This is a genomic window from Sulfitobacter sp. 1A10359 (assembly GCF_043558145.1).
GTDB classification, from domain to species: Bacteria; Pseudomonadota; Alphaproteobacteria; order Rhodobacterales; family Rhodobacteraceae; genus Sulfitobacter; species Sulfitobacter faviae.
This window is the reverse complement of sequence record NZ_JBIFGB010000003.1, coordinates 49,765-76,645: the sequence shown is the minus strand read 5'-3', so window position 1 is coordinate 76,645 and position 26,881 is coordinate 49,765. Positions and strand designations below refer to the sequence as shown.

General features: G+C 63.2%; 25 protein-coding genes, 1 tRNA gene and 1 other RNA gene. 17 read left to right on the top strand and 10 right to left on the bottom strand.

What is annotated here, in order from left to right; genetic code table 11:
• Nucleotides 1–95 precede the first annotated feature (95 nt).
• The 3 genes from ACGYK2_RS08740 to ACGYK2_RS08730 all read left to right on the top strand — a co-directional run bounded on the left by ACGYK2_RS08740 (nucleotide 96) and on the right by ACGYK2_RS08730 (nucleotide 3,481).
• Nucleotides 96–875 (top strand): DUF1013 domain-containing protein, encoded by a 780-nt coding sequence (locus ACGYK2_RS08740; protein WP_067268570.1) that lies wholly within the window; start codon nucleotides 96–98, stop codon nucleotides 873–875.
• Nucleotides 876–994: 119 nt separating this feature from the next.
• Complete coding sequence (locus tag ACGYK2_RS08735; protein ID WP_271688368.1) at nucleotides 995–2,116, top strand: endonuclease/exonuclease/phosphatase family protein; 1,122 nt, start codon at nucleotides 995–997, stop codon at nucleotides 2,114–2,116.
• A gap of 186 nt (nucleotides 2,117–2,302) precedes the next feature.
• Nucleotides 2,303–3,481, top strand: a complete 1,179-nt coding sequence (locus tag ACGYK2_RS08730; RefSeq protein ID WP_271688367.1) for a type III PLP-dependent enzyme — start codon at nucleotides 2,303–2,305, stop codon at nucleotides 3,479–3,481.
• 75 nt (nucleotides 3,482–3,556) lie between these two features.
• Here the strand turns inward: ACGYK2_RS08730 and recR are convergent, their stop codons facing one another.
• The 4 genes from recR to ACGYK2_RS08710 all read right to left on the bottom strand — a co-directional run bounded on the left by recR (nucleotide 3,557) and on the right by ACGYK2_RS08710 (nucleotide 6,807).
• On the bottom strand, nucleotides 3,557–4,150 hold the full coding sequence (recR, locus tag ACGYK2_RS08725; RefSeq protein ID WP_067268574.1) for a recombination mediator RecR: 594 nt from the start codon (nucleotides 4,148–4,150) through the stop codon (nucleotides 3,557–3,559).
• Nucleotides 4,151–4,204: 54 nt separating this feature from the next.
• On the bottom strand, nucleotides 4,205–4,549 hold the full coding sequence (locus ACGYK2_RS08720; RefSeq protein ID WP_007118099.1) for a YbaB/EbfC family nucleoid-associated protein: 345 nt from the start codon (nucleotides 4,547–4,549) through the stop codon (nucleotides 4,205–4,207).
• 51 nt (nucleotides 4,550–4,600) lie between these two features.
• The gene (locus ACGYK2_RS08715; protein ID WP_394374285.1) at nucleotides 4,601–6,367 is read right to left on the bottom strand and encodes a DNA polymerase III subunit gamma/tau; all 1,767 of its coding nucleotides are present in this window, start codon (nucleotides 6,365–6,367) and stop codon (nucleotides 4,601–4,603) included.
• Between the two features lie 77 nt (nucleotides 6,368–6,444).
• Nucleotides 6,445–6,807: a YidH family protein gene (locus ACGYK2_RS08710; protein ID WP_271688365.1), complete on the bottom strand. Its 363-nt coding sequence runs from the start codon at nucleotides 6,805–6,807 to the stop codon at nucleotides 6,445–6,447.
• Nucleotides 6,808–6,870: 63 nt separating this feature from the next.
• Between ACGYK2_RS08710 and ACGYK2_RS08705 the strand changes: the two genes are divergently transcribed.
• Nucleotides 6,871–7,704, top strand: coding sequence for a neutral zinc metallopeptidase (locus ACGYK2_RS08705; RefSeq protein ID WP_209216555.1), 834 nt, complete (start codon nucleotides 6,871–6,873; stop codon nucleotides 7,702–7,704).
• Between the two features lie 130 nt (nucleotides 7,705–7,834).
• Here ACGYK2_RS08705 and ffs read toward each other — a convergent pair.
• Nucleotides 7,835–7,932: signal recognition particle sRNA small type (ffs, locus tag ACGYK2_RS08700), an RNA gene on the bottom strand.
• A gap of 37 nt (nucleotides 7,933–7,969) precedes the next feature.
• Entirely contained in the window at nucleotides 7,970–9,814 is a 1,845-nt protein-coding gene (locus ACGYK2_RS08695; protein ID WP_271688364.1) for a 5'-nucleotidase C-terminal domain-containing protein, read from the bottom strand.
• A 165-nt stretch (nucleotides 9,815–9,979) separates the two neighbouring features.
• Between ACGYK2_RS08695 and nudC the strand changes: the two genes are divergently transcribed.
• Nucleotides 9,980–10,948, top strand: a complete 969-nt coding sequence (gene nudC, locus ACGYK2_RS08690) for an NAD(+) diphosphatase (RefSeq protein WP_271690004.1) — start codon at nucleotides 9,980–9,982, stop codon at nucleotides 10,946–10,948.
• 72 nt (nucleotides 10,949–11,020) lie between these two features.
• Nucleotides 11,021–11,494 carry an SRPBCC family protein gene (locus ACGYK2_RS08685; RefSeq protein WP_271688363.1) on the top strand — a complete coding sequence of 158 codons (474 nt, stop codon included), beginning with the start codon at nucleotides 11,021–11,023 and terminating at the stop codon, nucleotides 11,492–11,494.
• A gap of 16 nt (nucleotides 11,495–11,510) precedes the next feature.
• Here the strand turns inward: ACGYK2_RS08685 and ACGYK2_RS08680 are convergent, their stop codons facing one another.
• Entirely contained in the window at nucleotides 11,511–12,368 is an 858-nt protein-coding gene (locus tag ACGYK2_RS08680) for a prephenate dehydratase (protein WP_209216552.1), read from the bottom strand.
• A 154-nt stretch (nucleotides 12,369–12,522) separates the two neighbouring features.
• On the opposite strand from ACGYK2_RS08680, the gene ACGYK2_RS08675 reads away from it, so the two are divergent.
• Together ACGYK2_RS08675 and ACGYK2_RS08670 are read left to right on the top strand one after the other, a co-directional pair.
• Nucleotides 12,523–13,023, top strand: a complete 501-nt coding sequence (locus tag ACGYK2_RS08675) for a cytochrome c family protein (RefSeq protein WP_271688362.1) — start codon at nucleotides 12,523–12,525, stop codon at nucleotides 13,021–13,023.
• Nucleotides 13,024–13,147: 124 nt separating this feature from the next.
• Nucleotides 13,148–13,969, top strand: a complete 822-nt coding sequence (locus tag ACGYK2_RS08670) for an alpha/beta fold hydrolase (protein WP_271688361.1) — start codon at nucleotides 13,148–13,150, stop codon at nucleotides 13,967–13,969.
• A gap of 41 nt (nucleotides 13,970–14,010) precedes the next feature.
• On the opposite strand, the gene ACGYK2_RS08665 is transcribed toward ACGYK2_RS08670, so the two are convergent.
• Entirely contained in the window at nucleotides 14,011–15,264 is a 1,254-nt protein-coding gene (locus tag ACGYK2_RS08665) for a GAF domain-containing sensor histidine kinase (protein WP_271688360.1), read from the bottom strand.
• Nucleotides 15,265–15,530: 266 nt separating this feature from the next.
• Between ACGYK2_RS08665 and ACGYK2_RS08660 the strand changes: the two genes are divergently transcribed.
• From ACGYK2_RS08660 to ACGYK2_RS08645, 4 genes are read left to right on the top strand one after another with little or no spacing between them, the layout of a single operon-like run.
• The gene (locus ACGYK2_RS08660) at nucleotides 15,531–17,459 is read left to right on the top strand and encodes an extracellular solute-binding protein (RefSeq protein ID WP_394374284.1); all 1,929 of its coding nucleotides are present in this window, start codon (nucleotides 15,531–15,533) and stop codon (nucleotides 17,457–17,459) included.
• 9 nt (nucleotides 17,460–17,468) lie between these two features.
• Nucleotides 17,469–18,560 carry a microcin C ABC transporter permease YejB gene (locus ACGYK2_RS08655; protein ID WP_067268603.1) on the top strand — a complete coding sequence of 364 codons (1,092 nt, stop codon included), beginning with the start codon at nucleotides 17,469–17,471 and terminating at the stop codon, nucleotides 18,558–18,560.
• On the top strand, nucleotides 18,560–19,666 hold the full coding sequence (locus ACGYK2_RS08650) for an ABC transporter permease (protein WP_271688359.1): 1,107 nt from the start codon (nucleotides 18,560–18,562) through the stop codon (nucleotides 19,664–19,666). Before ACGYK2_RS08655 ends, ACGYK2_RS08650 begins: the two co-directional genes overlap by 1 nt.
• Nucleotides 19,663–21,243: an ABC transporter ATP-binding protein gene (locus ACGYK2_RS08645; RefSeq protein ID WP_271688358.1), complete on the top strand. Its 1,581-nt coding sequence runs from the start codon at nucleotides 19,663–19,665 to the stop codon at nucleotides 21,241–21,243. Before ACGYK2_RS08650 ends, ACGYK2_RS08645 begins: the two co-directional genes overlap by 4 nt.
• Nucleotides 21,244–21,368: 125 nt before the next feature.
• On the opposite strand, the gene ACGYK2_RS08640 is transcribed toward ACGYK2_RS08645, so the two are convergent.
• On the bottom strand, nucleotides 21,369–22,832 hold the full coding sequence (locus ACGYK2_RS08640; RefSeq protein WP_271688357.1) for a D-alanyl-D-alanine carboxypeptidase family protein: 1,464 nt from the start codon (nucleotides 22,830–22,832) through the stop codon (nucleotides 21,369–21,371).
• A gap of 263 nt (nucleotides 22,833–23,095) precedes the next feature.
• On the bottom strand, nucleotides 23,096–23,803 hold the full coding sequence (locus ACGYK2_RS08635; protein ID WP_276155000.1) for an HAD family hydrolase: 708 nt from the start codon (nucleotides 23,801–23,803) through the stop codon (nucleotides 23,096–23,098).
• A gap of 156 nt (nucleotides 23,804–23,959) precedes the next feature.
• Between ACGYK2_RS08635 and clpS the strand changes: the two genes are divergently transcribed.
• From clpS to ACGYK2_RS08610, 5 genes are all read left to right on the top strand, one after another.
• Nucleotides 23,960–24,283 (top strand): ATP-dependent Clp protease adapter ClpS, encoded by a 324-nt coding sequence (gene clpS, locus ACGYK2_RS08630; protein WP_067268646.1) that lies wholly within the window; start codon nucleotides 23,960–23,962, stop codon nucleotides 24,281–24,283.
• Between the two features lie 3 nt (nucleotides 24,284–24,286).
• The gene (locus ACGYK2_RS08625) at nucleotides 24,287–25,279 is read left to right on the top strand and encodes a class I SAM-dependent methyltransferase (protein ID WP_271688356.1); all 993 of its coding nucleotides are present in this window, start codon (nucleotides 24,287–24,289) and stop codon (nucleotides 25,277–25,279) included.
• Between the two features lie 19 nt (nucleotides 25,280–25,298).
• Complete coding sequence (locus ACGYK2_RS08620) at nucleotides 25,299–26,099, top strand: SDR family NAD(P)-dependent oxidoreductase (protein ID WP_067268615.1); 801 nt, start codon at nucleotides 25,299–25,301, stop codon at nucleotides 26,097–26,099.
• An 89-nt stretch (nucleotides 26,100–26,188) separates the two neighbouring features.
• Nucleotides 26,189–26,265: transfer RNA gene (locus ACGYK2_RS08615), tRNA-Met, on the top strand.
• Between the two features lie 137 nt (nucleotides 26,266–26,402).
• Nucleotides 26,403–26,834: a thioesterase family protein gene (locus tag ACGYK2_RS08610; protein WP_271688355.1), complete on the top strand. Its 432-nt coding sequence runs from the start codon at nucleotides 26,403–26,405 to the stop codon at nucleotides 26,832–26,834.
• The last annotated feature ends 47 nt before the right edge of the window (nucleotides 26,835–26,881 follow it).

The window sequence follows — 26,881 nt, the reverse complement described above, 5'->3', positions numbered from 1 at the left end:
GTATACAGCCGCCAACTTCCCCGACAATGGAGCCCGTTCTGCCAAGCAGGACAGCCTTTCAGGCGACGGGAAAATTGCGTTTTTAGGAGAGTGACATGGCAAAACCGATTATGGCCAAAGCCACCGCCGTCTGGCTCGTGGACAACACCACCATCAGCTTCAAGCAGATCGCCGATTTCGTCGGCATGCATGAACTCGAAGTGCAGGGCATCGCCGATGGCGACGTGGCGCAGGGGGTGAAGGGTTTTGATCCGGTTGCCAACAACCAGCTAACGCAGGAAGAGATCGACGCGGCGCAGGACAACCCGCTGCACAAGCTGAAGCTCAAGTTCAACGCTGCCGCCGAGGGCGAAGAGAAACGCCGCGGCCCGCGCTATACCCCGCTCAGCAAACGTCAGGACCGTCCGGCGTCGATCCTGTGGCTGGTCAAGTTCCACCCCGAGCTTAGCGATGGTCAGGTCAGCAAGCTGGTGGGCACCACCAAGCCGACGATCCAAGCGATTCGCGAGCGCACACACTGGAACATCGCCAACATCCAACCGATCGACCCGGTCGCGCTGGGCCTGTGCAAACAGTCCGAGCTTGACGCCGCCGTGCAAAAGGCTGCCGCGAAAAAGGCCGCCGCGGGCGAGGTGATGAACGACGATGAGCGCCGCAAACTCGTCTCGACCGAGCAGAGCCTCGGCATGGAGAGCGAGCCGAAAATCCCCACGGCCATCGAAGGGCTGGAAACCTTCACCCTTTCCGGCAACAGCACGGATGACGAGGAAGAAGAGAGCCACACCAAGGGCGATTACTCTGACGCCGACAGCTTCTTCTCGCTGCCCGACAGCACCGATGAAGACGACGAGGACGAAGACAAGGCCAAGGGCTAAGCCCCCTAGGGGCGGTGTGGCGAAAGGAACTTTCGCCGTAAAGATGTGTTAGAATGACAGGGCGTCGGGTATTCCGGCGCCCTGTTTTGCTTTGTACAAAAGGCGCGGCGCGCCGGGGGATGGATTTGGAAACGGCATTGGACTTGGTGATCTGGGGACTGGCGGGGCTGCTGATACTGGGCAGCCTGCTGCCGCTGAGCAAACTGCCCTTCGGGGCGATCCGCGGGCTGGCCTTTCCTCGGGAACAATTCCTCGGCTTGGCACTGTTGCTGGCAATCGGGTTCGCCCTGTCGCAGGGGGTGACGACACCCTCGGGCATGGCCGGGATCGCGTTGATGTTGGGGGTCGCCGCGCTTCACGCGCTTTACATCACCAAGTTCACCCCGCTGTGGCGCAAACAATCCTTGGCGGCCTCGCCCGAGTTGCGCCGCGCGACGGACCGCCATTTCAGCCTGCTGGCCGCCAATGTCAAAATGTCCAACCGCGACTATGGCAAGCTGATCGCACTGGCCGAGGCGCGGGTGCCAGATATCTTCATGGCGATCGAGGTGGATCAGGCGTGGATCGACGCGCTGGATGACGGTCTGGGCAAGAACTACGAGCATCGCGTCGACGTGCCGCTCGACAATGGGTATGGGCTTTGCCTCATGTCGAAACTCCCGCTGTCGGAGGTCGAGGTGCGCGAGTTGGTCACCGAAGAGGTGCCCTCCATCCGCGCCCGTGTACACCTGCCGGTGGGGGAGGATTTCCGCCTCTACGTCGTCCACCCCGAACCGCCCGTGATCGAACATGACACAAAGGGGCGCGACAGTGAGATCGCTTTGGTCGGCATCGAGGCCGAGAAGGATCCGCTGCCTGCCGTTGTCTCGGGCGATCTCAACGATGTGGCTTGGTCCACCACGACCCGACGCTTTCAGCGGCTTTCGGGTCTTTTGGACCCGCGGGTGGGGCGCGGCATGTACAACACATTCAGCGCGACAATGCCTTGGATGCGCTGGCCCTTGGATCATCTCTTCCACGATCCGCAGTTTCGTCTGCTAGAGATGGACCGCTTGGACAAGATCGGGTCGGACCACTTCCCGATGTGGTTCGTCCTCGCCATGGCCGAGACCGAAGCCGCCGAGAGCGACCCCGAAGAAACCGACCCCGAAGAAGAGCGGGAGGCCAAGAATATGATCAAAGAAGAACGGAAAAGAGACCGCGACCCCATCGGCAGCGATTGGGAAGACGAGGAAAACTAACAAATTGCCGTGGGGGTAATTTTACCCCTTGTACGAATCCCAAAACGGCGTATGTGGCGCGTTACAGACGCCAACGCACGCGCCTCTGGCCGGTCAGTTCCCACTCTGACTGACCCGCGTTTATGTAGCGACGGTAACGTCTCTTGAAACGACACGCGGGGAACCAGCCCCACCTGCTCTTTGGAGATGACCATGAATGCTACAGTCCCCGGCGCCCTGCGCGCCGCACCGTCCTTTCACGCCGACCCGGCTGCGGCCTATATCGCCGTCAACAGCTTTGACAAGCCAACGCTGGTGATCAGCCGTGACCGTGTGGCCGCGCAATATGACGCGCTGCACAAGGGCTTGGGCGCGGTGCATATCCACTACGCGGTCAAGGCGAACCCGGCCCCCGAGATCATCCGTCTGCTGGTCAAGAAAGGCTCCGGCTTCGACGCGGCTTCGCGGGCCGAGATCGAACTGTGCCTGAGCCAAGGGGCGAAGCCCGAAAACATCTCTTTCGGCAACACCATCAAACGCGCTTCGGACATCGCCTTCGCCCATTCGGCGGGGGTGACCCTGTTCGCAGCCGACAGCGAAGCGGAGCTCGATAAGATCGCCGCCCATGCGCCCGGCGCGCGGGTCTATCTGCGGCTGATCGTCGAAAACTCCATGGCCGACTGGCCGCTCAGCCGGAAATTCGGCTGTGCCGGTTCGGCGCTGCCCGCGATGCTGAACCACGCGGTTGCCGTGGGCCTCGTGCCCTTTGGCCTGTCGTTCCACGTCGGCTCGCAGACCCGCAAGGCGGAGTTTTGGAACCCGGTGTTGGATCAAGTCGCGCCGCTGTGGCACGCCGCGCGTGCCGATGGCCATGACCTGCAACTGCTGAACCTCGGCGGCGGTTTCCCGGCCTTCTATGGTGAGGATATCGAGGGCCCCCGCGCTTATGCTGCCGCTGTGATGCGCGCCGTCAAAGCCCGCTTTGGCGACGTGCCGCAGGTCATGGCAGAGCCGGGCCGTGGTCTGGTGGCCGAAGCCGGGCATATCGCCGCCGAGGTTATGCTGGTCAGCCGCAAGTCTGCGGATGATTTGCACCGCTGGGTCTATCTGGATATCGGTCGTTTCTCGGGCCTGGCCGAGACTGAGGGCGAAGCGATTCGCTATCAGATCGTCACACCGCATGACGGCGAAGAGACCGGACCCTGCGTTTTGGCCGGCCCCTCCTGCGATTCGGCGGATATTCTTTACGAAAAGCGCCCGATCCACCTGCCTTTGGCCCTGCGCGATGGCGATAAAGTGATGATTCGTGCTTGCGGAGCCTACACAAGCTCGTACAGTTCGGTTGGGTTCAACGGATTTCCGCCGCTTGATGTGATCGTGCTCTGACAGCACGATCTGCGTCGCCCCGGAAAAGGGCCGTCTGCTTTGGGAGGAGCGGGCGGCCCGCTTTGATTCTGGGGGTTAAAGCGACTTGCGCGCCTGCATCGCAGCGGTGATCGTCCCGTCGTCGAGGTAGTCCAACTCCCCGCCGATCGGCACACCTTGGGCGAGCGACGTCAGCCGCACGCGGTCTTCCAATTGATCCGCGATGTAATGTGCCGTTGTCTGCCCGTCGATCGTGGCGTTGAGCGCGAGGATCACCTCGGTCACCCCTTCGGTATCAATCCGGTCCACAAGGCGCGGGATGCGCAATTCCTGCGGGCCAATGGCGTCGAGCGCCGAGAGCGTGCCGCCCAGCACATGATAGCGCCCTTTGAACACGCCGGAGCGTTCCATCGCCCAGAGGTCGGCCACGTCTTCGACCACGCAAAGCTCTCCGTTCGCGCGTTTTTCGGAGGTGCATATGTCGCAGATGTCGGCGGTGCCGACGTTGCCGCAGTTCAGACATTCGCGTGCCGTGGCGGCGACGGTCTGCATCAAGTCGGACAGGGGCGTCAGCAAAAGCGCGCGTTTGCGGATCAGGTGCAGCACTGCCCGCCGGGCCGAGCGGGGGCCAAGGCCGGGCAGTTTCGCCATCAGCTCGATCAGGGCGTCAATATCGCGGGTAGAGCTCAAGAATGGCACCTATGGGCGTTGAAAGAGGGGCGGGACCGGCCCGCCCCACCGGGATCAGAAGGGCAGTTTCATGCCCGCGGGAAGGCCCATGCCTTCGGTCAGCTTGCTCATCTCGGCCTGCGCGCGTTCCGAGGCTTTGCTCTGCGCATCCTTGATGGCGGCGAGGATCAGGTCTTCGACCACTTCCTTCTCGTCCTTGTTGAAGATCGACGGGTCGATATCGAGGCCCTTCAACTCACCCTTGGCGCTACAGGTCGCTTTGACGAGGCCCGCACCGGATTCACCTTCGACGGTGATGTTGTGCATCTCCTCTTGCAGTTCGGCCATCTTGCCCTGCATTTCCTGCGCTTTTTTCATCATCCCGGCCATATCGCCGAGGCCGCCTAATCCCTTGAGCATCTGGGTCTCCTTGTTGCGTTGTCGTTTATATGTGGCGCGGGGGCCGGGGGATCAACCGTCCTCGAACGGATCCCATTCGTCTTCGACTTCGGGCAGCGCCTCTGCCGTGGCGGCGGCGGCGATGTCTTCGGGGGTGCGGATCGCGGTGATCCGGGCCTTGGGGAATTGTGCCAGCACCGCCTGCATCATAGGGTGGTCCTCGGCCTGTTTCTTCAGCGCCAGTTCACGCGCATCGCGGACCTGCGCGATGGTCTCGGCCCCGCCTTCGTTCACCAGTGAGACGGCCCAGCGGTTACCGGTCCAGAGTTGCAGTTTCTGCCCCAGCCGCTGCGCCAGATCGCGCGGCGCGTCGTCGGTGGGGACAAACTCGATGCGGCCCGGCTGGTAGGCGGCAAGTTGCACGCAGGTTTCCACCTCGACCAGCAGCTTCACGTCGCGGTTCACGCGGATCAACTCGACGACATGTTCGAATGTCGGAAAGCGGGCCAGCGCAGCGTTGAGGTCTTGCACCAGTGCCGTGGTCTGCCCCTGCGGGCCGGGGTTGGAGGCCATCCGCTGCTGCGCCTGTTGCACGGCCTGCGCGCCGGTGCTGCCCTGCGCGGCGCCATTGCCCCCGCCGTTGCCGCCACCGCCAACGGGGCCGGGGGCCGGGGGCGGACTGCTGTTTTGCAGCTTGCGCACCAGTTCCTCGGGCGAGGGCAGATCGGCCACATGGGTGAGGCGGATCACGGCCATTTCGGCGGCCATCATGGCGTTGGGCGCGGCTGCGACCTCGTCCAGCGCCTTCAGCAGCATCTGCCAGAGCCGCGTCAGCACCCGCATCGGCAGGGTCTCAGCCATCTGTTGGCCGCGGGCACGTTCTTCAGGGGCGATGGTGGGGTCTTCGGCGGCATCGGGCGTGATCTTCACGACCGAGACCCAATGGGTGATCTCGGCCAGATCGCGCAGCACCGCCATCGGGTCGGCCCCATCGGCATATTGCGCCGAAAGCTCGGTCAGCGCGGCACCTGCATCGCCGCGCAGCACCATGTCAAAGAGGTCCAGCACTCGGCCACGGTCCGCCAGCCCCAGCATGGCGCGCACCTGTTCGGCCCCGGTCTCGCCCGCGCCGTGGCTGATCGCTTGGTCCAGCAGCGAGGTGGCGTCGCGGGCCGAGCCTTCGGCGGCGCGGGTGATCAGCGCCAGCGCGTCATCGGTGATCTCGGCACTCTCGGCGGTGGCGATCTTGCGCAGGAGCGCGATCATCACCTCGGGCTCGATCCGGCGCAGGTCGAACCGCTGGCAGCGCGACAGAACCGTCACCGGCACCTTGCGGATCTCGGTGGTGGCAAAGATGAATTTGACGTGCTCCGGCGGCTCTTCCAGCGTCTTGAGAAGCGCGTTGAACGCCCCGGTCGAGAGCATGTGTACTTCGTCGATGATATAGACTTTGTACCGGGCCGAGGCGGCGCGATAATGCACCGAATCGATGATCTCGCGGATGTTGGCGACGCCGGTGTTCGATGCCGCGTCCATCTCCATCACGTCGACATGGCGGCCTTCCATGATGGCGGTGCAATGTTCGCAAACGCCGCAGGGGTCGGTCGTCGGCCCACCGTTGCCGTCAGGTCCGATGCAGTTCATCCCCTTGGCGATGATCCGCGCCGTCGTCGTCTTGCCGGTGCCGCGGATGCCCGTCATCACAAAGGCCTGCGCGATCCGGTCGGCGGCAAAAGCGTTTTTCAGCGTGCGCACCATGGCGTCTTGGCCGACGAGATCGGCAAAGGTTTCGGGCCGGTATTTGCGGGCCAGAACGCGGTAGGCGGATGTATCTGTCATGGTGCCCCAGATCGGATTCGGTCAAGGCCGTAAACTATGCGCTCCGCGCCGTGGCGTCTACCGTGCTTGCGGAAGGCTCAGAGCATCCAAAGGATCGCCCCGACCCCGGCAGAGGCGAAGGCGAGCAGGATCGCCAAGACTTTCATGCGGCTGTTGGGCTGGGCATGGGCGTGATGGTCGCTCAGCCGCTTTTGGGTTTTCGCCGCCGAGGCCTGCGCGGCCCAATAGACGTAGAGCGCGGCAAAGATGAACACCGAAGCCACGGCTTTCGCCACCCACGTCGGCTCGAACTCACCGAAAACGGCGCGCAGACCGATGGCCACGGCGACGGCGGCCATGCCGGTGCGCATCCAGCCCGCAAAGGTGCGTTCATTGGCAAGGATCGTGCGATCCTCGGCCCAGTCGGTGCGGTCTTCGGCCAGGTCATTCTTATCACTCATTGAACCAAACTGCGCCTTGCGCGTTCATGTGGCAATAGGCTTTGACATAACGAGGGACGGTTCATGCGGTTGGGTGGAATTGGGCGGAGCAAGAATGTCATCCGCCGCAGCGGACGGGCCGGCAAGGCGGGGGGGCTGGGACTCGTCGGCGTTTTGGCGGTCATGGCGATTGGCTATTTCACCGGGATCGACGTGACGCCGCTGTTGACCGGCCAAGGCGGCGGTCAAGTCCAACAGTCCCGCCCGCTCAGTGACAGCGAAGACCCGCAGGTCGATTTCGCCGCCCGCGTGCTCACCACGACCGAGCAGGTCTGGAGCCGTATTTTCCAAGAACAACTGGGTGAAACCTATACACCGCCCAAGCTTGTGGTCTTTGAGAATGTGACGCAAAGCGCCTGCGGCGGGGCCTCGGGCGCGACGGGGCCGTTCTACTGTCCGGCGGACAATATGGCTTATCTTGATACCGCCTTTTTCCGCACGCTGGACCAACGTCTCGGTGCCGGGGGCGATTTTGCGGCTGCCTATGTGATTGCCCATGAGGTCGCGCACCATGTCCAGAACGAAATCGGCGTTCTGCCGCAGGTGGCCCGGATGCGGCAGCAGTCTTCCGAGGTTGAGGCGAACGCCCTGACCGTGCGGCTTGAGCTGATGGCCGATTGTTTCTCGGGCATCTGGGCCTCGAACGTCGAAGGCTTGATGGAGAAGGGTGACCTTGAAGAGGCGCTGAATGCTGCGCGGATGATCGGGGATGATCATTTGCAGCGACAGGCCGGTCAGGTGCCGCAGCCGCATACTTTCACCCATGGCACGTCAGAGCAGCGCGCGCGTTGGTTTGAGCGCGGGTTTGAAAGTGGCCAGATTGCGGCCTGCGATACGTTTGAGGCGGATCGGTTGTGAGGCGATGCCCGTGGTGCCCACGGGCGGGGCGTCTCGCCTATCGAATGCATCATTTATTAAGAGAAGGTACCCCTCTCATCGCTTCTGCGAAGCGACCGCCGGGGCGTTGCATTGCTGCGCAATGCGACGGTGGTGAGAGGCTGATAACGACCCAAGCGGGGCTCGTTACGGCTGCTTCCTTCCGGATCTGACCGGGTTGGCGAGGCGCTTGCCCGCACCAACCTCTCAAGGCCCATATAGGAGGGCATGGAACGAAGTGCAAGCCTCACAAGCGGATCGCGATTTGGGCGAAGCCCGAGGCGGTCATCCCCCGCGGGGTGGGCGACAAATGGGCGATGTCTTGCAAGAAGGGCAGGGCCTCGGGCGAGGTAAAGAGAACCGCCTGCGCCCCCGCCGCATCGAAGCGCCATGGCAGCGCATCGGACCATGGACACGGCTGCGGCGTAGCGAGAGCGGCAATCAGCGCGTCCGACAGCGGAAGCGGGCTGCGCAGGGCGACGTCATCCCCCGCCGCGCGGTCAAACCCGCCGCCGCCTGCCGCGCGGAACTGGTTGGTCGCGAGTAGAAACTTTTGGTCCGGCCTCACCGGTGCCCCTTGCCGTGACAGCGCAGTGATCCGTCTGCCGCGGGGGCGGCAGGGGTCAATGGCGTAGGTAACGCCAAAAATCGTGTCGCAGTGAAATGGCGGGCGGCAGGGGTCGAGTAGCGGGCCGGGGGTGCTGTCGAGCGGGGCAAACACCTCTGCCGCTTTTTCCAAACGCCGTCGCAGGGCGGCACCGGTGAGGCGCAGCGCCCAGACCGCGTTTTGATAGGGAAGCAGCCCGGCGATATGGCGGCGTTGCACCGCGCCGGGCGGGATATGCAGGAAATGCCCCGGCCCGCCGCGCCCGCCTGCCGTATGCGCCGCCGTGGCGGCGAGGATCGGGAGTTCGCTATCCGCCGTGCCCGCGACCCCTTGGCGGATCACCTCGGCCTGCGCGCGGGCGCTCAGCGCGTCGATGGGGGTGGGCATGGCGAGGGCAAAGTAGTTGTGCAGCGCGGTGTCGGTATGGCCGACCACCTCCTCCAGATGCCTCCGCACGCCGATGTGGCTGACCCGTGCTGCGCTCAGCACCGTGGGATCGGCCAGCGTTTGTGTGCTGTTGTCGCGCAGGTGGCTTTGATGGCCCGACACCGTCCAGCGCCCCTGCGCATCCCGTTCAAGAGCCAGATCCAGCACCGCCAAATCGGACCCCCCAAAGCCCGGCATCGCCGCCGGACGGTCGGACAGCGTGCCGGCCTGCGTATCGACCCCCTCGCGCGGGCCGTGGTCCTCTCCGGGAAAACGAAGATGGGTGTGGCCGGTGATCACCGCGTCGATCCCGTCGATCTGGGCCAAAGTGCAGATGTCTTCCTCGGTGGTGATTTCACCTTCATGGGCGATACCCATATGGGCCAGCAGCACGGTCAGATCGGCCCCCTCTGCCCGCAGCGTTAGTGCGGCGCTGCGCAGGCTTTCGAACGGGCAAATGATCTCGGCCTCATTCTCCAAAACCTCGCGGTTCCAGATCGCGGTTCGGCCCGGCAGGACGGAAAGCAGGCCCACCCGCAGCCGAGAAGAGGGATGCCCCGCAACGGCAGGCAGCAGGCAAGAGACGACGGCCCAACGGCGCAGCGGGCCGGGGTCGGTCAAATGCAGATTGGTCGAGATCAGCGGCATGTCCAGCGCCCCGGCCACGGCGCGCAGATAAGGCAGCCCATGGTCGAGGTCGTGATTGCCAAGGCCCAGACCATCATAATGCAGATGGTTCACACAGGCGACAAGCGGATGCGTTTGGGTGACCGGCATCTGCGCCAGTTGATCGCCCAAGGCATTGCCCTGCAACAGATCGCCATTGTCGAGCAGGATACAGGCGGCCCCCTGTTCCGCCGCCTCTGCCCGGGCGGTGCGGATCAAGGTGGCGATTCCGGCCAGCCCGTGATGCCCCACCGAACGGTCGCCCACATAGTCATGCCCCACGATCTGCATATGCAGGTCCGTCGTGGCCAGAATGCGCAGACGTGGCTTGGCCGGGATGCCACCCTCAGGGGGAACGACACCGGTCGAGGCATATGTGCTGCGCCTGTTCACCGAAAAGGTAAGTACTCGTTAAATTTTGCAACTTAAAGATGTTTTGATATGACCAGATTTCAACCGATCTGGCAAGGGGGCTTGGGATTGCCAATCTCGCATGTGCCGTGGCATGGCTGGGCAAAACGCCAAAAGCCTGTATCGGGCCTGTATCGGGAGAGCGCCATGCGTCACGCGGAGACGGTAACCTTTGGAGGCTCGGCCCTTGATCGGGCGGGGGAGATACGCGGCAATCCGGAAGCCTTGGCGCAGTTGCGTGCCGACCCGGCGGCGCGGGCGGTGGTCTTTTGGCGCGGCAAGCCGCTGATCGCGCCCGAATGCCCCGCCGCTTTGGCGCGATTGGCGATGGATCACCCCGTCTTGCAAGAGGCCGAAGGCACGGCGATCTTGCTGGGGCGCGAGGATGGGGCGCCGCGCTTTGCCGTGGATATCTCTGACTGGGAACCCGCCGATCTGGATCAATCGCAACTGGGCGCGTTCCTTGACCCCAGCGAACAGCGCCATCCGCTTTTGGGCGATGACATGGCCTTTGCCGAATTGCGGCGGGTGATGACATGGCTTGATCCGCGCGATGCCGAACTGGCCGCCAGCGGCAAGGCGATCCTTGGCTGGCATGAGACCCACCGCCATTGCGCGCGCTGTGGCAGTGCCACCGATCTGGCCCAAGGTGGCTGGCAGCGGGTCTGCCCCGACTGCGGCAGCGCGCATTTCCCGCGCACCGATCCGGTGGTCATCATGCTGATCACCCACGGCAATTCCGTGCTCATGGGCCGTTCCCCGGGTTGGCCCGAGGGGATGTATTCGCTGCTTGCTGGCTTTGTCGAGCCGGGCGAAACGGTAGAGGCCGCCGTGCGGCGGGAGGTGTTTGAGGAAGCGGGCGTGCAGGTCGGCGCGGTGAGCTACCTCTCCAGCCAGCCATGGCCCTTTCCGGCGTCCCTCATGCTGGGCTGTGCGGGGCAGGCGCTGAACCGGGAGTTGACCATCGACCCGGTTGAGATCGAAGACGCGCTTTGGGTTACCCGCGAAGAGATGATGGAGGTCTTTGCCGGAAGCCACCCGCGGCTTCTGCCTGCCCGCCGCGGTGCCATCGCGCATTTCTTGCTGGAAAACTGGCTTGCGGATAGACTGACCTGACACACCGCGCTGACGGGCCCGGACAAAGCGGCGCGGGTGGCAAATGCGAGCAGAAGAATTGGAACGGACCGAATGAAATTCTCCACCAAAGAAGACGTCGAAGCGCCGATTGAGGCGGTCTTTGACATGTTGTGCGATTTTGAGAGCTTTGAGCGGGCGGCGATGCGGCGCGGGGCCGAGGTGCAGCGCGCCGATGCCCTGCATCAGCCCGGCGTTGGGATGACATGGAAGGCGGTCTTCCCCCTGCGCGGAAAGCGGCGCGAGTTGACGCTAGAGATGGTGACCTTCGACCGGCCCAACGAGATGGTGATCGACAGCATGTCGCAGGGGTTGGCGGGGCAGATGTCCTTTGAATTGATGCCCCTGTCGCGCAACAGCACGCGTGTCTTGGTGGCGCTTGAGGTAAAACCGCTGACCCTGTCGGCACGGCTTTGGGTGCAATCGCTGAAACTGGCCAAGACGACATTGACCAAGAAATACAAAGATCGCGTGGCGGAATATGCCCGTGGGATGGAAGAGCGCTACGCGGGCGGCGTCAAGGTCTAAGCCCGCGCGGCCAGACTTACATCCCGGTCGGCGCGCCCCGGCCGGGATGGGCGGGGTAGGCGCCGAGAATTTCCAGCTTGTTGGTGAAATACCCCAGTTCATCCAGCGCGCGTTTCACCGCCGGGTCTTCGGGATGGCCTTCGATATCGGCGTAGAACTGCGTTGCGGTGAAGGAGCCGCCGACCATATAGCTTTCCAGTTTGGTCATGTTGACGCCATTGGTCGCAAAGCCCCCCATCGCCTTATATAGCGCGGCGGGAATGTTGCGCACCTCGAAGACGAAGGTGGTCAGCATCCGCTCGGCCCGGCGCGAAAGGTCGATCTTAGGCGCCATCAGCAAAAAGCGAGTGGTGTTATGGTCCATATCCTCAATATCGCGGGCCAGCACGGTGAGGCCGTTGATCTCTGCCGCGACCTCGCCTGCGAGAACGCCATCGGTGCTGCCCTCGGTCGCGGCCAGTTCGGCGGCGGCCCCGGCGGAATCGGCGGCGGGTTCGGAGGTGATGCCATGTTGCTGCAAAAAGCTGCGTGCCTGCGGCAAAAGCACCAGATGCGCGCGGACATGTTTGATGTCTTCCAATGCCACGCCGGGGCGGGCCATCAGGGCGATGCGCACCCGCACGAAGGCTTCGCCGATGATATGCAGCCCGCTTTCCGGCAGCAGGCGGTGAATATCGGCCACCCGGCCATAGGTCGTGTTCTCGACCGGCAGCATGGCCAGCTCGGCGCGGCCCTCGTTTACGGCCCGGATAACGCCTTCGAACGATTGGCAGGGCACCGGTTCCATGTCGGGGCAGGCCTGAAGGCAGGCCTCGTGACTATAGGCGCCAAGGGCCCCTTGGAAGGCGATGCGCGGCGTGGTCTGGGCGGTCATGGATCGTATCCTGCTGCAAAAGGCGCGGAGAAGGGCAATTGGTCGCGGTAACTACACCTTGCCTGCGCCAAGGGAAAGCAATAGATACGCGGGCAACGATGCCAAGAACCATGGCGCGCCCATGGTGCCAATACCAAGTGATGGACCCTGACGCATGTTCGATACAATGACCCTGACCAAAATCGCAGCCGGCGTATTCGGCGCCTGGTTGGTACTTCTGCTGGGCAAATGGGCGGGTGAAGAGATTTACCACGCCGATGCACATGGGGAAGCGTCCTATGTCATCGAAGTGGCTGACGCCGGTGGTGACGATGGCGGCGAAGAGATCGATTTTGCAGCCGTGATGGCCGAAGCCGATGCCGACAGCGGGTCGAAAGTGTTCCGCAAATGCGCCGCTTGCCACAAGGTTGACGGGTCCAACGCTGTTGGTCCGCACCTCGACGGTGTCGTCGGTCGCGATATCGCCTCGGTTGATGGTTTTGGCTATTCCGGCGCGCTGACCTCGCTTGAAGGGGATTGGACCCCGGAAGAGCTGAGCGCCTTCTTGGAAAGCCCCAAAGGCTACGCGCCCGGCACCACCATGGGCTTCGCCGGTCTGCGTAAGGTCGAAGACCGCGCCGACGTGATCGCTTACCTGCAAAGCGTTTCCAACTGATATCCCGCGCCATCGCGTGAGAGAAAGCCGCCCTCGGGGGCGGCTTTTGCGTTTGGGCGGGGCGGAACGTCTTATCCGTGCAGGTGTTGGGCCATGAAACGTCCACACCGAAAGGAGACGCGCCATGCAAAGCCACAGAACCACGGTCGATGGAATCGAAATGCGGTGGGAAGAGACGGGGGCGGGGGATCCTGTCATCCTGCTTCACGGTATTCCCACATGCCCCGCGCTTTGGCGGGATGTCGCGCCCAAGCTCACGGGCCGTCGGGTGCTCGCTTGGGAGATGCCGGGCTATGGGGCCTCGATCCCGCAGGGCGAGGGGCGCGATATCTCGGTCGCCAAACAGGCGGACTATCTGGTCGCTTGGATGCGCGATCAGGGCATCACGCGCGCGATCCTCGCGGCGCATGACCTCGGTGGCGGGGTCGCGCAGATCGCGGCGGTGCGTCACCCTGAGATGATCAGCGGGCTGCTTTTGACCAATGCGATCAGCTATGATTCGTGGCCCGTTCCGCTGGTCAGCGCGGTGGCCAAGACCGGCGGCGTGGCGAAACATGCGCCCGATGGCTCATTCCACCAGTTGCTGAAGATGATGTTCTCGAAGGGGCATGAGACCGACGCCGCCGCCGAAGCGGCCTTTGACGCCCACGCCCCGCATTACGCGCAGCACGGAGAGGCCGAAGCCTTTGTCCGGCAGGCGCAGTCGCTGGACGTGGAAGACACGAAAGCCATCGCGGACAAGCTGCCCACCCTCAACATCCCCGCGCGGATCGTCTGGGGTGCTGCGGATGACTTCCAAAAGATCGAATATGGCGAGCGGTTGGCGAAAGACCTGAATGCCCCCCTGCGACGGATCGAAGGGGGCAAGCATTTCACGCCGGAGGATCACCCCGGCGTGCTGGCGGATGAGATCAACGCGCTGATCCGCATGGTCGACGGGCAGTGATCGAAGGCGGGGCGCGGCACAGTACGCGCCCCGTTTCGACTTTACTGAGCGGCGATCACCGGGGCGGTGGCATTCGCGGCGGCAATCCCGCCGATGTCGCAGCGCCAAGCGGGCAGGCGGATCACGGCGCGGCTTTGGCCCGCTTCCACATGCACCTCGAAATCCCCACCGTGCATTTCGATCAGCTTACGGGTCAGCGGCAGGCCAAGGCCGAGCCCGCCCTTGGTGCTGCGGTGCTCCATCATGCCGCCGACGACGAAGGGTTTGTAAAGCTCGGCCAGATCGACGTGCTCATCGAATGAGCCGTTGTCGACGATCGAAATCTCGATATTGCCCTCGGCGTCTTTGAACGTCTCTAAGGCGATCTCACTGCCGCCATGCAGGACGGAGTTCAAAACCAGCGCCGTCACCGCCAATTCGATCTGGTCGCCGTCGATATGCATCTCTTCAAGCGGGAGGCTGTCGCGCAGCGTGATGGTCTTGGCCGTCGCATCCGTGGTGGCGAAATGCAGGGCAGAAACCGATTGCAGAAGGTCGCTCAGGTTGCATTTCCGCTCGTTCAGGCGCAGCTCGCCGGTGCTGACATTGCTGTAGGAAATGATCGTCTCGATCAGGGCGCTCAGATGGTCGACAGACCGGCGGGCCGAGCGGATCAGTAGCGGATTGACCCCCTGTTCGGCCTTGGCCTCCAACATGCGCAGGCTGCCGAAAAGAACCGTCAGCGGAGTGCGGAGTTCGTGGCCCACCAGCGTCAGGAAAGTGGCTTCGGCGCTGTTGTCGGCCTTTTGCTCGGACGCGTCCGGCTGGCAGCGTTCAAGGGCCGCGACCACCATGCGGCCCATATCTTCCAATAGGGCGATCTGCTTCTCAGAGGGCGCCTCATGCGGTTGCAGGTCCAGCGCGCACAGGCTTCCAAAGCGGTGGCCCGACGACAGGATCAGCGGCACACCGCAGTAATAGCGCGCCGCGGGGCCGCCCTCGGCGACCATGGGGTGACGCGCGAACCGGGGGTCTTTGCTGAGGTCGGGCACCACCAGCGGCGCGTCCGACATGATTGTATGGCTGCAAAACCCGGTATCTTTCGGCATCGGCCCCAGCGGGTAGCCGACCACGGATTTGTACCATTGGGTATCTGCCTCTACGACGCTGATATGCGCGATCGGACAGTCAAGCAGGCGGCGCGTGGCCTCGCAAATGGTGTCGAACAGTGCTTCGTTCTCGGCCGTGAGGCCGGGCACATCGAAAACGGCGCGCAGACGGGCTTCTTCGTTAAAGGGAATCGGGTAGGTTCTCATGCTCAGCTCCAGTTTACGCATCGTTAACCTGAGTGAAGAATCTGTTAACTTTAGGGCGAGAAACGGGCCGGGCCGCGAAGATACAGGGGCAGCGGGCTACACTTTGTCGCGAGCGGGGGCGGGGGAAGCCGCCAATCCACGGGGCATGCTTTGCGGTGGACCGCCCGTGCGGGGCAACCTTACATATTCGCAACTTGTATCTTGGCGTCGCACAGCGTTAGCCTAGATGACGCCTATCCGGACTACGCCACGCCAAGGAGTGACCTATGCCCCGTGCCCAGACCCGCGCCGCGACCCGTCCTTCGGTCCTTGATGACCTGCCGCTCTGGCTCGCGACGCTGACGCTGATGGTGGCGGCCCTGCTGGCCGGTGCCGCCGCGGCACAGGAGCAGAAGATCATCAAAAGCCACGGTTATTCCTTCTACGGCGATCTGACCTATCCGGCGGATTTCGAGCATTTCGACTACGTGAACCCGGATGCGCCCAAGGGCGGGGAAATCTCGATCCCCTTCGTCGGTACGCTGGATTCGATGAACCCCTATTCTGGCAAGGGCCGCGCGCATCTGTTCTCGATCTTCGGTTTCGAGAGCCTGCTGGGGGAGGCGCCCTCGGGTGAGCCGCTGCCGGCGGATGTCTATGGCGAGAGTTACTGCCTGCTCTGCGAAAGCCTCGAATACCCCGAGGACAAGTCTTGGGTCACCTTCCACATGCGCCCCGAGGCGCGCTTCTCGGACGGCACGCCGGTGACGGCGCATGACATCGTATTTTCGCACAACCTGCTGCTGGACGAGGGGCTGAAGTCCTACGCCGACGCGGTGCGCAAGCGCATTCCCAAGGTCGAGGCGTTGGATGATCACACGGTGAAGTTCTACTTCGCCGACGGCATCTCGCGCCGCAGCCTGATCGAGACGGTGGGCGGCGTGCCCGCATGGCCGCAACATTGGTTCGAGGAGACCGGTAATACCCTCAAGGACAGCTGGATGGACCCGCCCCCCGGATCGGGCGCCTATATGGTCGAAAGCGTCGACCTGACCAAGCGTATCGTGCTGAAACGCAACCCGGACTACTGGGGGAAGGACTTGCCGATCAACCGCGGCCGCATGAACTTCGACCGCATCCGGTTGGAAATCTTCAGCGACGACACCTCGGCTTTCGAGGCCTTCAAGGCTGGCGAATACACCTTCCGCGCCGAGGGGGATTCCAAGAAATGGGCCACGGGCTATGACTTCTCCAAGGTGAGTGAGGGTGCCATCGTGAAGGCCGAACTGCCCGACGGCTCGCCGCCCACGCCTTCGGGCATCATCTTCAACTTGGGCCGCGAGACGCTGCAGGACCGCCGCGTACGCGAGGCCGTGGCGCTGATGTTCAACTTCGAGTGGACCAACGAGTCGCTGCAATACGGGCTGTTCAACCACCGCGCCTCCTTCACGCAGGATACGCCGCTGATGGCGCAGGGCGCGCCCGAGGGGGCCGAGCTGGCGCTTCTGGAAAGCCTCGGCGATCTGGTGCCGGACGCGTTGCTGAACGAGCCCGCCGTGGTGCCGCATAGCTCCGACCCCGCGCGCCTATTGGACCGTCGCAACGCGCGCCGCGCCTCCAAGCTGCTGGAAGAGGCCGGCTGGACCGTGCAGAACGGCATGCGCGTGAACGAGGCAGGCGAGCCCCTGCGGCTGAATTTCCTGATGAACTCCGCCGGGTCGCCGACGATCTCAGCAGTGATCGAGAACTTCGTCGGCAACCTCACCTCCATCGGCATCGACGCCCGGCTCGAGAAGGTGGACAGCTCGCAATACACCGCCCGCGAACGCGACCGCGACTACGACATGATCTATGACGCCTATGCGGCCTTCCTCAGCACCGGCACCGGTCTGGCACAGCGCTATGGCTCGGAGGCGGCGGAGTTCTCGCTCTTCAACCCGGCAGGGCTCGCGAGCCCCTTGGTGGACGCGATCATCGAGGCATCGCTCGATGCAGAGACCGCCGAGGAGGAAGACGCCGCCCTCATGGCCCTCGACCGGGCGCTGCGGCACGAGTTCTTCATGATCCCGACGTGGTACAACGACAGCTACTGGGTGGCCTATTACGACCACTACGACCACCCCGAGATCCCGCCCTACGCCTTGGGATACCTCGATTTCTGGTGGTACGACGAAGAGGCCGCCCAGCAGTTGCGCGCCTCGGGCGCCTTGCGGTAAGGCCTCCACATGGGTGCCTATATTCTCCGACGGCTTTTGCTGGTGATCCCGACCTTGTTCGGCATCATGCTGGTCAACTTCGCGCTGGTGCAATTCGTGCCCGGTGGCCCGGTTGAGCAGGCCATTGCCCGTATTCAGGGTGGCGGTGACGTCTTCGGCGGCTTTGCCGGGGGCAACAACGATGCGGGCGTCGACACCATGGCGCGCGGGTCCGACAGCACCTATGTCGGCGCGCGCGGCTTGCCGCCCGAGTTGATCGAGGAGTTGGAGAAGGAATTCGGCTTCGACAAACCCCCGGTGGAGCGGTTCTTTCACATGCTTTGGAACTACATGCGGCTCGATTTCGGCGAAAGCTATTTCCGCGCCATCAGCGTGATCGATCTGATCAAGGAAAAGCTGCCGGTGTCGATCACGCTTGGGCTCTGGTCGACGCTAATCGCGCATCTGGTCTCGATCCCGCTGGGCATCCGCAAGGCGGTGCGCGACGGCAGTAGGTTCGATACCTGGACCTCAGGGGCGATCATCGCGGCCTATGCGATCCCCGGGTTTCTCTTCGCGATCCTGCTATTGGTGCTCTTCGCCGGCGGCTCTTACTGGCAGATCTTCCCGCTGCGCGGCCTGACTTCGGATAATTTCGACAGTCTGAGCCCCTTGGGCAAGGTGGCTGATTATTTCTGGCACATCACCCTGCCGGTGCTGGCCTCTACGATCTCGGCCTTCGCCACGCTGACGCTTCTGACGAAGAACAGCTTTCTCGACGAGATAAAGAAGCAGTATGTCATCACCGCCCGCGCCAAGGGTCTGTCCGAGAGCAAGGTTCTCTACGGTCATGTCTTTCGCAACGCGATGCTGATCGTGATCGCCAGTTTCCCGGCGGTCTTCATCTCGGTCTTTTTCGGCGGGTCGATCATCATTGAGACGATCTTTAGCCTCGACGGCCTTGGGCGCTTGGGCTTTGAGGCGGCAGTGGCGCGGGACTATCCGATCGTCTTTGGCACGCTCTTCATCTTCGGCCTGATCGGGCTGGTCGTCGGCATCCTGTCTGACCTGATGTATGTGCTCGTCGACCCGCGCATCGACTTCGAGAAGAGGGAAGGCTGATGGCGCTGTCTCCGCTGAACCAGCGCCGTTGGCGCAATTTCACCGCGAACCGGCGCGCCTATTGGTCGCTGTGGATCTTCGCGATCCTGTTCGGCATCTCGCTGCTGGCCGAGTTCGTGGCGAACGACAAGCCGATCCTCGTCAGCTACCGTGGCGAATATTACACGCCGATCTTCAACTTCTACCCCGAGACCGCCTTCGGCGGCGACTTCCAGACCGAGGCCGCCTACCGCGATCCGGAGGTGCAGTGTCTTATCGCCACCGGCGGGCTGGACCTTTGTTTCGACGATCCTGAGGGTTACATCCTCGACGCCGAGGATGGCGAGGTCGAAGGCGAGGCGATCGAGACAGGCTGGGCGCTCTGGCCCGTCATTCCCTATTCCTACGACACCGCCGTGGACCGCCCCGGTGCCGCACCCCTGCCGCCCAACGGGCAGAACTGGCTGGGGACCGACGGCACCAAGCGCGACGTCATGGCCCGCGTGATCCATGGTTTCCGCCTGTCGGTGGTCTTTACCCTGATCGTGACCGGGGCGGCCTCGCTCATCGGTATCCTCGCGGGCGCGGTGCAGGGGTTCTTCGGCGGCTGGCTCGACCTCATTTTCCAGCGCATCATCGAGATCTGGTCCTCGACCCCGTCGCTCTACGTCATCATCATCATGTTCGCCATTCTGGGCCGAAGTTTCTGGCTTCTGGTCGTGCTTTTGGTGCTGTTCTCATGGACCGCGTTGGTGGGCGTGGTGCGGGCCGAGTTCCTGCGTGCCCGCAACCTCGAATACGTGCGGGCGGCCCGGGCGCTTGGCGTTGGCAACGGCACGATCATGCTGCGCCACATGCTGCCCAACGCCATGGTGGCGACGCTGACCATGCTGCCCTTCATCATCACCGGCACGATCTCCACGCTGGCGACGCTCGACTTCCTTGGCTTCGGCCTGCCGTCCTCGGCCCCCTCGCTGGGTGAGTTGACGCTGCAGGCCAAGCAGAACCTTCAGGCGCCGTGGCTCGCCTTCTCGGCCTTCTTCACCTTTGCCATCATGCTGTCGCTTCTGGTCTTCATCTTCGAGGGCATCCGCGACGCATTCGACCCCAGAAAGACCTTCTCGTGACTGCATTGTTGGACGTCAAAGACCTGCAAGTCTCCTTCCGGCAGGACGGGCAGCTGATCCCGGCGGTGCGCGGGGTGAGCTTTGCCGTGAACCGTGGCGAGACGGTGGCGCTGGTGGGCGAAAGCGGCTCGGGCAAGTCGGTCTCGGCACTGTCGACCGTGTCGCTGCTGGGCGAAAGCGCTGAGGTGAGCGGGTCGGTCACCTACAACGGCCAGCAGATGATCGGCGCCGACGACAAGCTGCTGCGCGACGTGCGCGGCAACGACATCTCCTTCATCTTCCAAGAGCCGATGACCTCGCTCAACCCGCTCCACACGATCGAGAAGCAACTGGCGGAATCGCTGGCGTTGCATCAGGGGCTGCAAGGTCAGGCGGCGCGGGCGCGGGTGCTGGAACTGCTCCAGCAAGTCGGCATCAACGACGCCGAAAGCCGCATGGATGCCTATCCGCACCAGCTTTCGGGGGGGCAGCGGCAGCGGGTGATGATCGCCATGGCACTGGCCAACAAGCCCGACATCCTGATCGCGGACGAGCCGACGACGGCGCTCGACGTGACCATTCAGGCCCAAATCCTCGACCTGTTGAAGGATCTGAAAGACGAGATGGGCATGGGGCTTTTGTTCATCACCCATGACCTCGGCATCGTGCGGCGCATCGCCGACCGGGTTTTCGTCATGCAGAAGGGGCTGGTGGTCGAGGAAGGCCCGACGGCGGAGATTTTCGACAATCCGCAGCACCCCTACACGCGCAAACTGCTCGGCGCCGAGCCCACCGGTGCGCCCGCGCCCGTGGCCGAAGATGCGCCCGAAGTGCTGCGCACCGACAACCTCAAGGTCTGGTTCCCGATCCAGAAGGGCCTGCTGCGCCGGACCGTGGGCCATGTGAAGGCCGTCAACGACACCAGCCTGTCGATCCGCGCGGGCGAGACCCTGGGCATCGTCGGCGAAAGCGGCTCGGGCAAGACCACGGCGGCGCTGGCGATCATGCGGCTCATCGGCTCGGAAGGGGAGGTGACCTTCCGCGGTGAGGACCTGCGCAAATGGTCGACCAAGAAGCTGCGCCGGCTGCGCGCCGACATGCAGATCGTCTTTCAGGACCCCTTCGGCTCGCTCAGCCCGCGGATGACCTGTTTCCAGATCATCAGTGAGGGGCTTGCGATCCACAAGATCGACAAGGGGCGCGACAAGCGCGAGTTGGTCGCCGAGGTGATGACCGAGGTCGGGCTCGACCCCGCGACGATGGACCGCTACCCGCATGAGTTCTCCGGCGGACAACGCCAGCGCATCGCCATCGCCCGCGCCATGGTGCTGCGCCCGAAGCTCTTGGTGCTGGACGAGCCGACCTCGGCATTGGACATGACCGTGCAGGTGCAGATCGTCGATCTTCTGCGAGATTTGCAGGCGAAATACGGGCTGGCCTATCTCTTCATCAGTCACGACCTGAAGGTGGTGCGGGCCATGTCGCACAAGGTGATGGTGATGAAACGCGGTGACGTGGTGGAATATGGGGACGTCGACGCGCTTTATGACAATCCGCAGACGGAATACACGCGGAGCCTGTTGCAGGCGGCAGGGTAAGCGGGCGTTGCATTTGCGGAGAGGGTAGGGGGCGCTGCCCCCATCGCGCCGGGGGCGCGATTCCCCCGCGGTATTTTTTAAAGGATGAAGTTGATTTGGTGGCGCTTTGGCCGCCCGGTGGTGGTTTAGCCTTCGCTGGGGCCGATCATGAAGCAGCTGACGTTACGCGCGGCCAGACGGCGGCAGGCGAGGTCGGCGCTTTCGCGGGACATGCCGAGGAAGTTCGCGTCAAAGCCTTGTGGGCGGCGCACCACTTTGCGCAGCGTGCCATCGAGGGTCGACATTTCGGCCAGGGCGGTTTTCAGCAGGACCTTCTCGGCGGCGTAGCGGCTGGGGAAACGGCCCACGTTCACGCCCCAGTGGCGCCCGCCGGAGGTGGAGACGCGGGTCACGATCTCTTGCTCTACCGCCTGTTGTACCGCCAGCTTCACATCCTGGGGGCGCGGTTCGGGGCGGGGGGAGGCTTTGGCGGCGGCGATGACGACCTCGGCCTCATTGGCCTCTGGGGTGGGCGCGGCGGCGGGCGGGGTTGGTGGCGTCTCAACCGCTTCGCGCAGCGCTGCTGTGATATCGCTGTTGGAGACCACGCTGGTTGCCTCGGGCGCGGCGGCGGTGGCCACGACGACGACATCGCTGCGGGGGCGCAGTTGCGGGCGTTTGGAGGTGGTGACGGCGCCGACGAGGCGGATCGTTTTGCCTGCGGCGCCGGGGGCGGTTTCCACATCGGCGTAGACGGGCGGGACCGGTTTGCGCAGCGGCGCGGAGGAGGGCGCGCGGCGGAAGCCGAGGTCCATAAGCTCGGCCACTTTGGCGTTGCGCGAGGCGGTGGATTTGCCGCCGAAGACGGTCACGATGATGCGCTCATTGCCCCGTTCGGCCGAGGCGGTGAGGTTGAAGCCAGCGGCGCGGGTGTAGCCGGTCTTGATGCCGTCTGCCCCTTTGTAGGATCCCAGAAACCGGCGATTCGTATGGGAGACCTTGCGCACGCCCGCATCGGCGGTGATGCGCGAGAAGAGGTTGTAGTATTGCGGGTAATCATAGAGCAGGTGGCGGCCCATGCGGGTCATGTCGCGGGCGGTGGAGAGGTGGCCGCTCTCGGTCAGCCCGTGCATGTTTTTGAACGTGGTGCGCGTCATGCCAAGCTGTTTGGCGGTGCGGTTCATCCGGCGGGCGAAGGCGGCCTCAGAACCGCCAATGGCCTCGCCGATCGCGGTGGCGGCATCATTGGCGGATTTCACGGCGGCGGCGCGGATGAGATAGCGTAGGGCGATCTTTTGGCCCGGGCGCATGCCCAATTTGCTGGGCGGCTCGGAGGCCGCGTTTTTCGAGATCGTCACTTGGGTATCGAGAGAGATTTCCCCCCGTTCCACCGCTTGGAAGGCGATATAGAGGGTCATCATCTTGGTCAGCGAAGCCGGGTGCAGGCGGGTATCGGCATTCTCGGCGTGGATTTCTTTGCCGGTGCGGGCGTCGATGACATAGGCGGCGTAGGGGGCAGCGATCGCGCTGAGGGGCAGGAGAACCAGAACCCAGAGTGCTGCGAATAGAAATAGCCCGTAACGGGCCGGCTGAATGCGCCGAGCCTTCATATTTGCCTGCCTTTTACTGCCTCAGGTCGCCGATTTCTGGCTGACCATTTATTAATTGGTTCAAGGCTAGCATAGGACGCCGCATCGCGGAAGCCGTCGAATCCAGTGAACAGGGGAAAAAGGGGCGGATCTCTCCTCCAATATGTAGAGGCTTGCGCACATCAACCCACTATAAGCGCGAATAAGGCAAGAATTGGGCGGAAATTGGCCGGCAGTGCGGCATTTTCGGCGATGTGTCAGAACGACTCAGGCGCGGGGCCGAGTCACCCCGACACGATCTTTTTCACTGTCTCCGGGAGGCCTGAGAGGTCGCTGATCTGGGCAAAACGGGGGGAATTGGTTGGCGCTTCGGCATGTTCCATTGCCCATGTGAGGTCGTGAGGCACATAGACGCCCCAGCCGCCTGCCGCGATCATCGGGCGCACGTCGGAGGCCATCGAGTTGCCAACCATCAGCCCCCGTTCGGCACCTTGGCCATGCTGCTCAAAAATGTGGCGATAGGCGGTTTCGGTCTTGTGAGAGACGATTTCGACCGCGTCGAACCTATCGCGCAGGCCCGATTGGGCCAGTTTGCGCTCTTGGTCCAGCAGGTCGCCTTTGGTCACCACGATGAGCCGGTAGTCGCCGCGTAGGTTTTCCAGCACGTCTTCGACATGGGGCAGCAATTCGATGGGATGGTCCAGCATGTCACGCCCGGCGGCGAGCAGATCGTTGATCACCTCGGCGGGGACTTTGCCCTCGGTTACCTCGATCGCGGTCTCGATCATCGACAGGGTGAAGCCTTTGATCCCATAGCCGTAATGCGGCAGATTCCGCCGTTCGGCCTCCAGCAGCCGGGCCATCAGGTGGTCGCGTTCACTATGTTCGGCGAGAAGGGCTGCAAAACGGTCGTGAGAGAGTGCAAAGTAGCGTTCATTATGCCACAATGTGTCATCCGCATCGAAACCGATGGTGGTGAGTGCCCCGCCCATATGTGCTGCCTCTTTCCTAAATTGGTTCAGGGGTTATATAGACGGCTGCACGACGAACAAGCTCTACCCCCAGCCGCAGGAGCAGCAATGCACCGTGACGACGTGAAAGCAGATTGGACGATCCAGCCCGCAGGCCGGTCCGCGCCGGGCGCGTGGATGATGGCCGACGGCCCCAAGGATGACGACGACAGCGAGTTGCTGACCAAGACCCGCCCCAAGACCAAACGCCCGCCGCTCTACAAGGTGATGTTGCTGAACGACGATTTCACCCCGATGGAATTCGTGGTGCATGTCTTGGAGCGTTTCTTTGGCCTGAACCACGCGCAGGCGTTCGAGATCATGTTGACGGTTCACAAGAAGGGGCTGGCCGTGGTTGGCGTCTTTAGCCACGAGATCGCGGAGACGAAAGTGGCGCAGGTGATGGATTTTGCCCGGCGTCACCAGCATCCGCTGCAATGCACCATGGAAAAAGAAGAATAACACGTGATTGATCCGCGACTGGAACTGGCCCTGAACGGCGGTGGGCTAGACCTGCCCGAAACTGGGGTGATCGCTGTCTTTCAGCCCCCCGTGGATGCGGATTTGGCCGGTCTTCCGCCTGAGCGTTGCAAGATCATTCACGATTTCAAACCTGCCTATGACGCGTGGACGGCGCGGGGCTATGAGGCGGCGCATTCGATCGAGGGGCGCTATGCTGCGGCCATCGTCTGTCTTCCGCGTGCCAAACATGAGGCCCGCGCCTTGGTCGCCCAAGCTTGCGCCGTAAGCGATGGGCCGGTGGTGGTCGATGGGCAAAAGACCGATGGCGCGGATTCCATCCTGCGCGAGATGCGGGCGCGGGTGACGGTGCAGGGGCCGATCTCCAAGGCGCATGGCAAGCTTTACTGGATCGACGCGGGCGCGAGCGATTTTTTCACCGATTGGGAGGCTGGTCCGGCCCAGACCGAAGGCGGCTTTTGGACCGCGCCGGGGGTGTTCTCTGCCGATGGGGTCGATCTGGCCTCGGCGCTTTTGGTGGATGTGCTGCCTGATAACCTCGGGGCTGAAGTGGCCGATCTGGGGGCGGGCTGGGGGTTCCTTTCGGCGCATATCCTGACGCGGCCCAAGGTGAAGACGGTGCATTTGGTCGAGGCCGGGCATATGGCGCTGGAATGCGCGCGCCATAACGTGACCGACGACCGCGCCGTGTTCCATTGGGAGGATGCCACCGAATGGCAGCCCCCGCACCGGATGGATACCGTGGTGATGAACCCGCCTTTCCACACAGGCCGCGCCGCTGAGCCGCAGATCGGTCAGGCCTTTGTCGCCGCGGCCGCGCGGATCCTTTCGGGGCAGGGCGATCTGTGGATGGTGGCCAACCGGCATCTGCCCTATGAGGCGGAACTGAAGAAACGCTTTGCTCAGGTGGCCGAGCTTGGAGGCGATGCGCGGTTCAAACTGTTCCACGCCACACGCCCGCTGACCCGGCGCCGCTGAGCCAAAAGGGGGTATCCCGATGTCATTCTCGATCTCTGGTAAAACAGCCATCATCACCGGCGCGGCGGACGGGATCGGCCTTGCCATCGCGCGGCATCTGGCCGACCGGGGCGCCAATGTGATGTGCGCCGATTCCAACGAGAAAAAGCTGATGGAAGAGCTGGGCGACACGCCGGACGACGGCAATATCCGCGTCTTTGCCGGTGATCTGCGTCAGCGGCTGACCATCGCCAACCTCGTCTCGGCCACGATCGACGCCTATGATCAGGTCGATATCCTCGTGAATGCCTCGCGGCAGGTGATGCCGACCGATCCGCTGGATGTGGAAGACGGCTCGGTCGAGACGCTGTTGCAGCAAAACCTGATGACGGCGCTGCAATTGTCGCAGCAGGTGGCGCGGCGGATGATCAAACAGGCCGAGGGCCAGACGGAGGGGCAGGTGGGGTCGATCATCAACCTCAGCTCTATCGCGGCACAGCGCCACCAGCCGGATATGATGGGCTACGCCATCGCCTCGGCGGCGGTGCAGCAGATGACCCGCTCTCTGGCGCTGGTGCTGGCGCCGCATCGGATACGGGTGAATGCGATCTCTTTCGGTTCGGTGATGAGCGCGTCCCTGCGCGCTGCCGTGGCCGAAAACCGCGACTGGCGCGACGACATCCGCGCGCATACGCCGCTTGGCCGGATCGCCGGGCCGAACGAGCTTTGCGAGGCGGTGCAATTCCTCGCCGCTGAAAGTTCGGGCTTCATGACGGGCGAGATCATGACCATCGACGGCGGGCGCACGCTGCTCGATGTGGTCTCGGCCCCCGCGCATTGAGGGCGGGCAGCAGTTTTCTGCGGCAAAAGTGAAATCATCCAGATTTCGCCCTTGACCCCAATGCCAAGCTGCCTTATCCGACGCGCCACGGCGTTATAGCTCAGTTGGTTAGAGCGAACGACTCATAATCGTTAGGTCCCTGGTTCAAATCCAGGTAACGCCACCATTATCCCCCCTTTGTTTCAGATGAACATCCGGCGTCTGCGCTGCTGCGTGTGCTCCGCGCTTGGGTTGCGCATGGGGCTGGAAGGGATAGAAGATAGCCCATGCCCCGCGCGGGTTTGAGCAGATGAAAGCAGCCTTATGACCACGGATAACTTCGTTCACGAGATCAATGTCACTTGGGGCGATTGTGACCCGGCGCAGATCGCCTATACCGCGCGGCTGCCCTATTTCGCGCTGGATGCGATCAACGCGTGGTGGGAGGCCCATTTCGACGGTGACGGCTGGTTCCAGCTTCAGATCGACCGCAATATCGGCACGCCTTTCGTCAACCTGTCGATGGATTTCCGCAGCCCGGTCACCCCGCGGCACAAGCTGATGTGCGAAACCTATCCGACCCGGCTTGGCAACAAATCCATCACCTTCGGCATGAAGGCGCGGCAGAACGGGGTGCTCTGTTTCGAAGGGTCTTTCACCTGCGTCTTTACCATCGCGGATGTGTTCAAAAGCCAATCCGCGCCCGAAGAACTGGCTCGTGTGATCAAACCTTTGGTCCGCGCCGACCTCGCCTGAGGCAATTGCGCCGCGCGCAGTTGAAGTTCCCCCGATTGCAGCGTCTT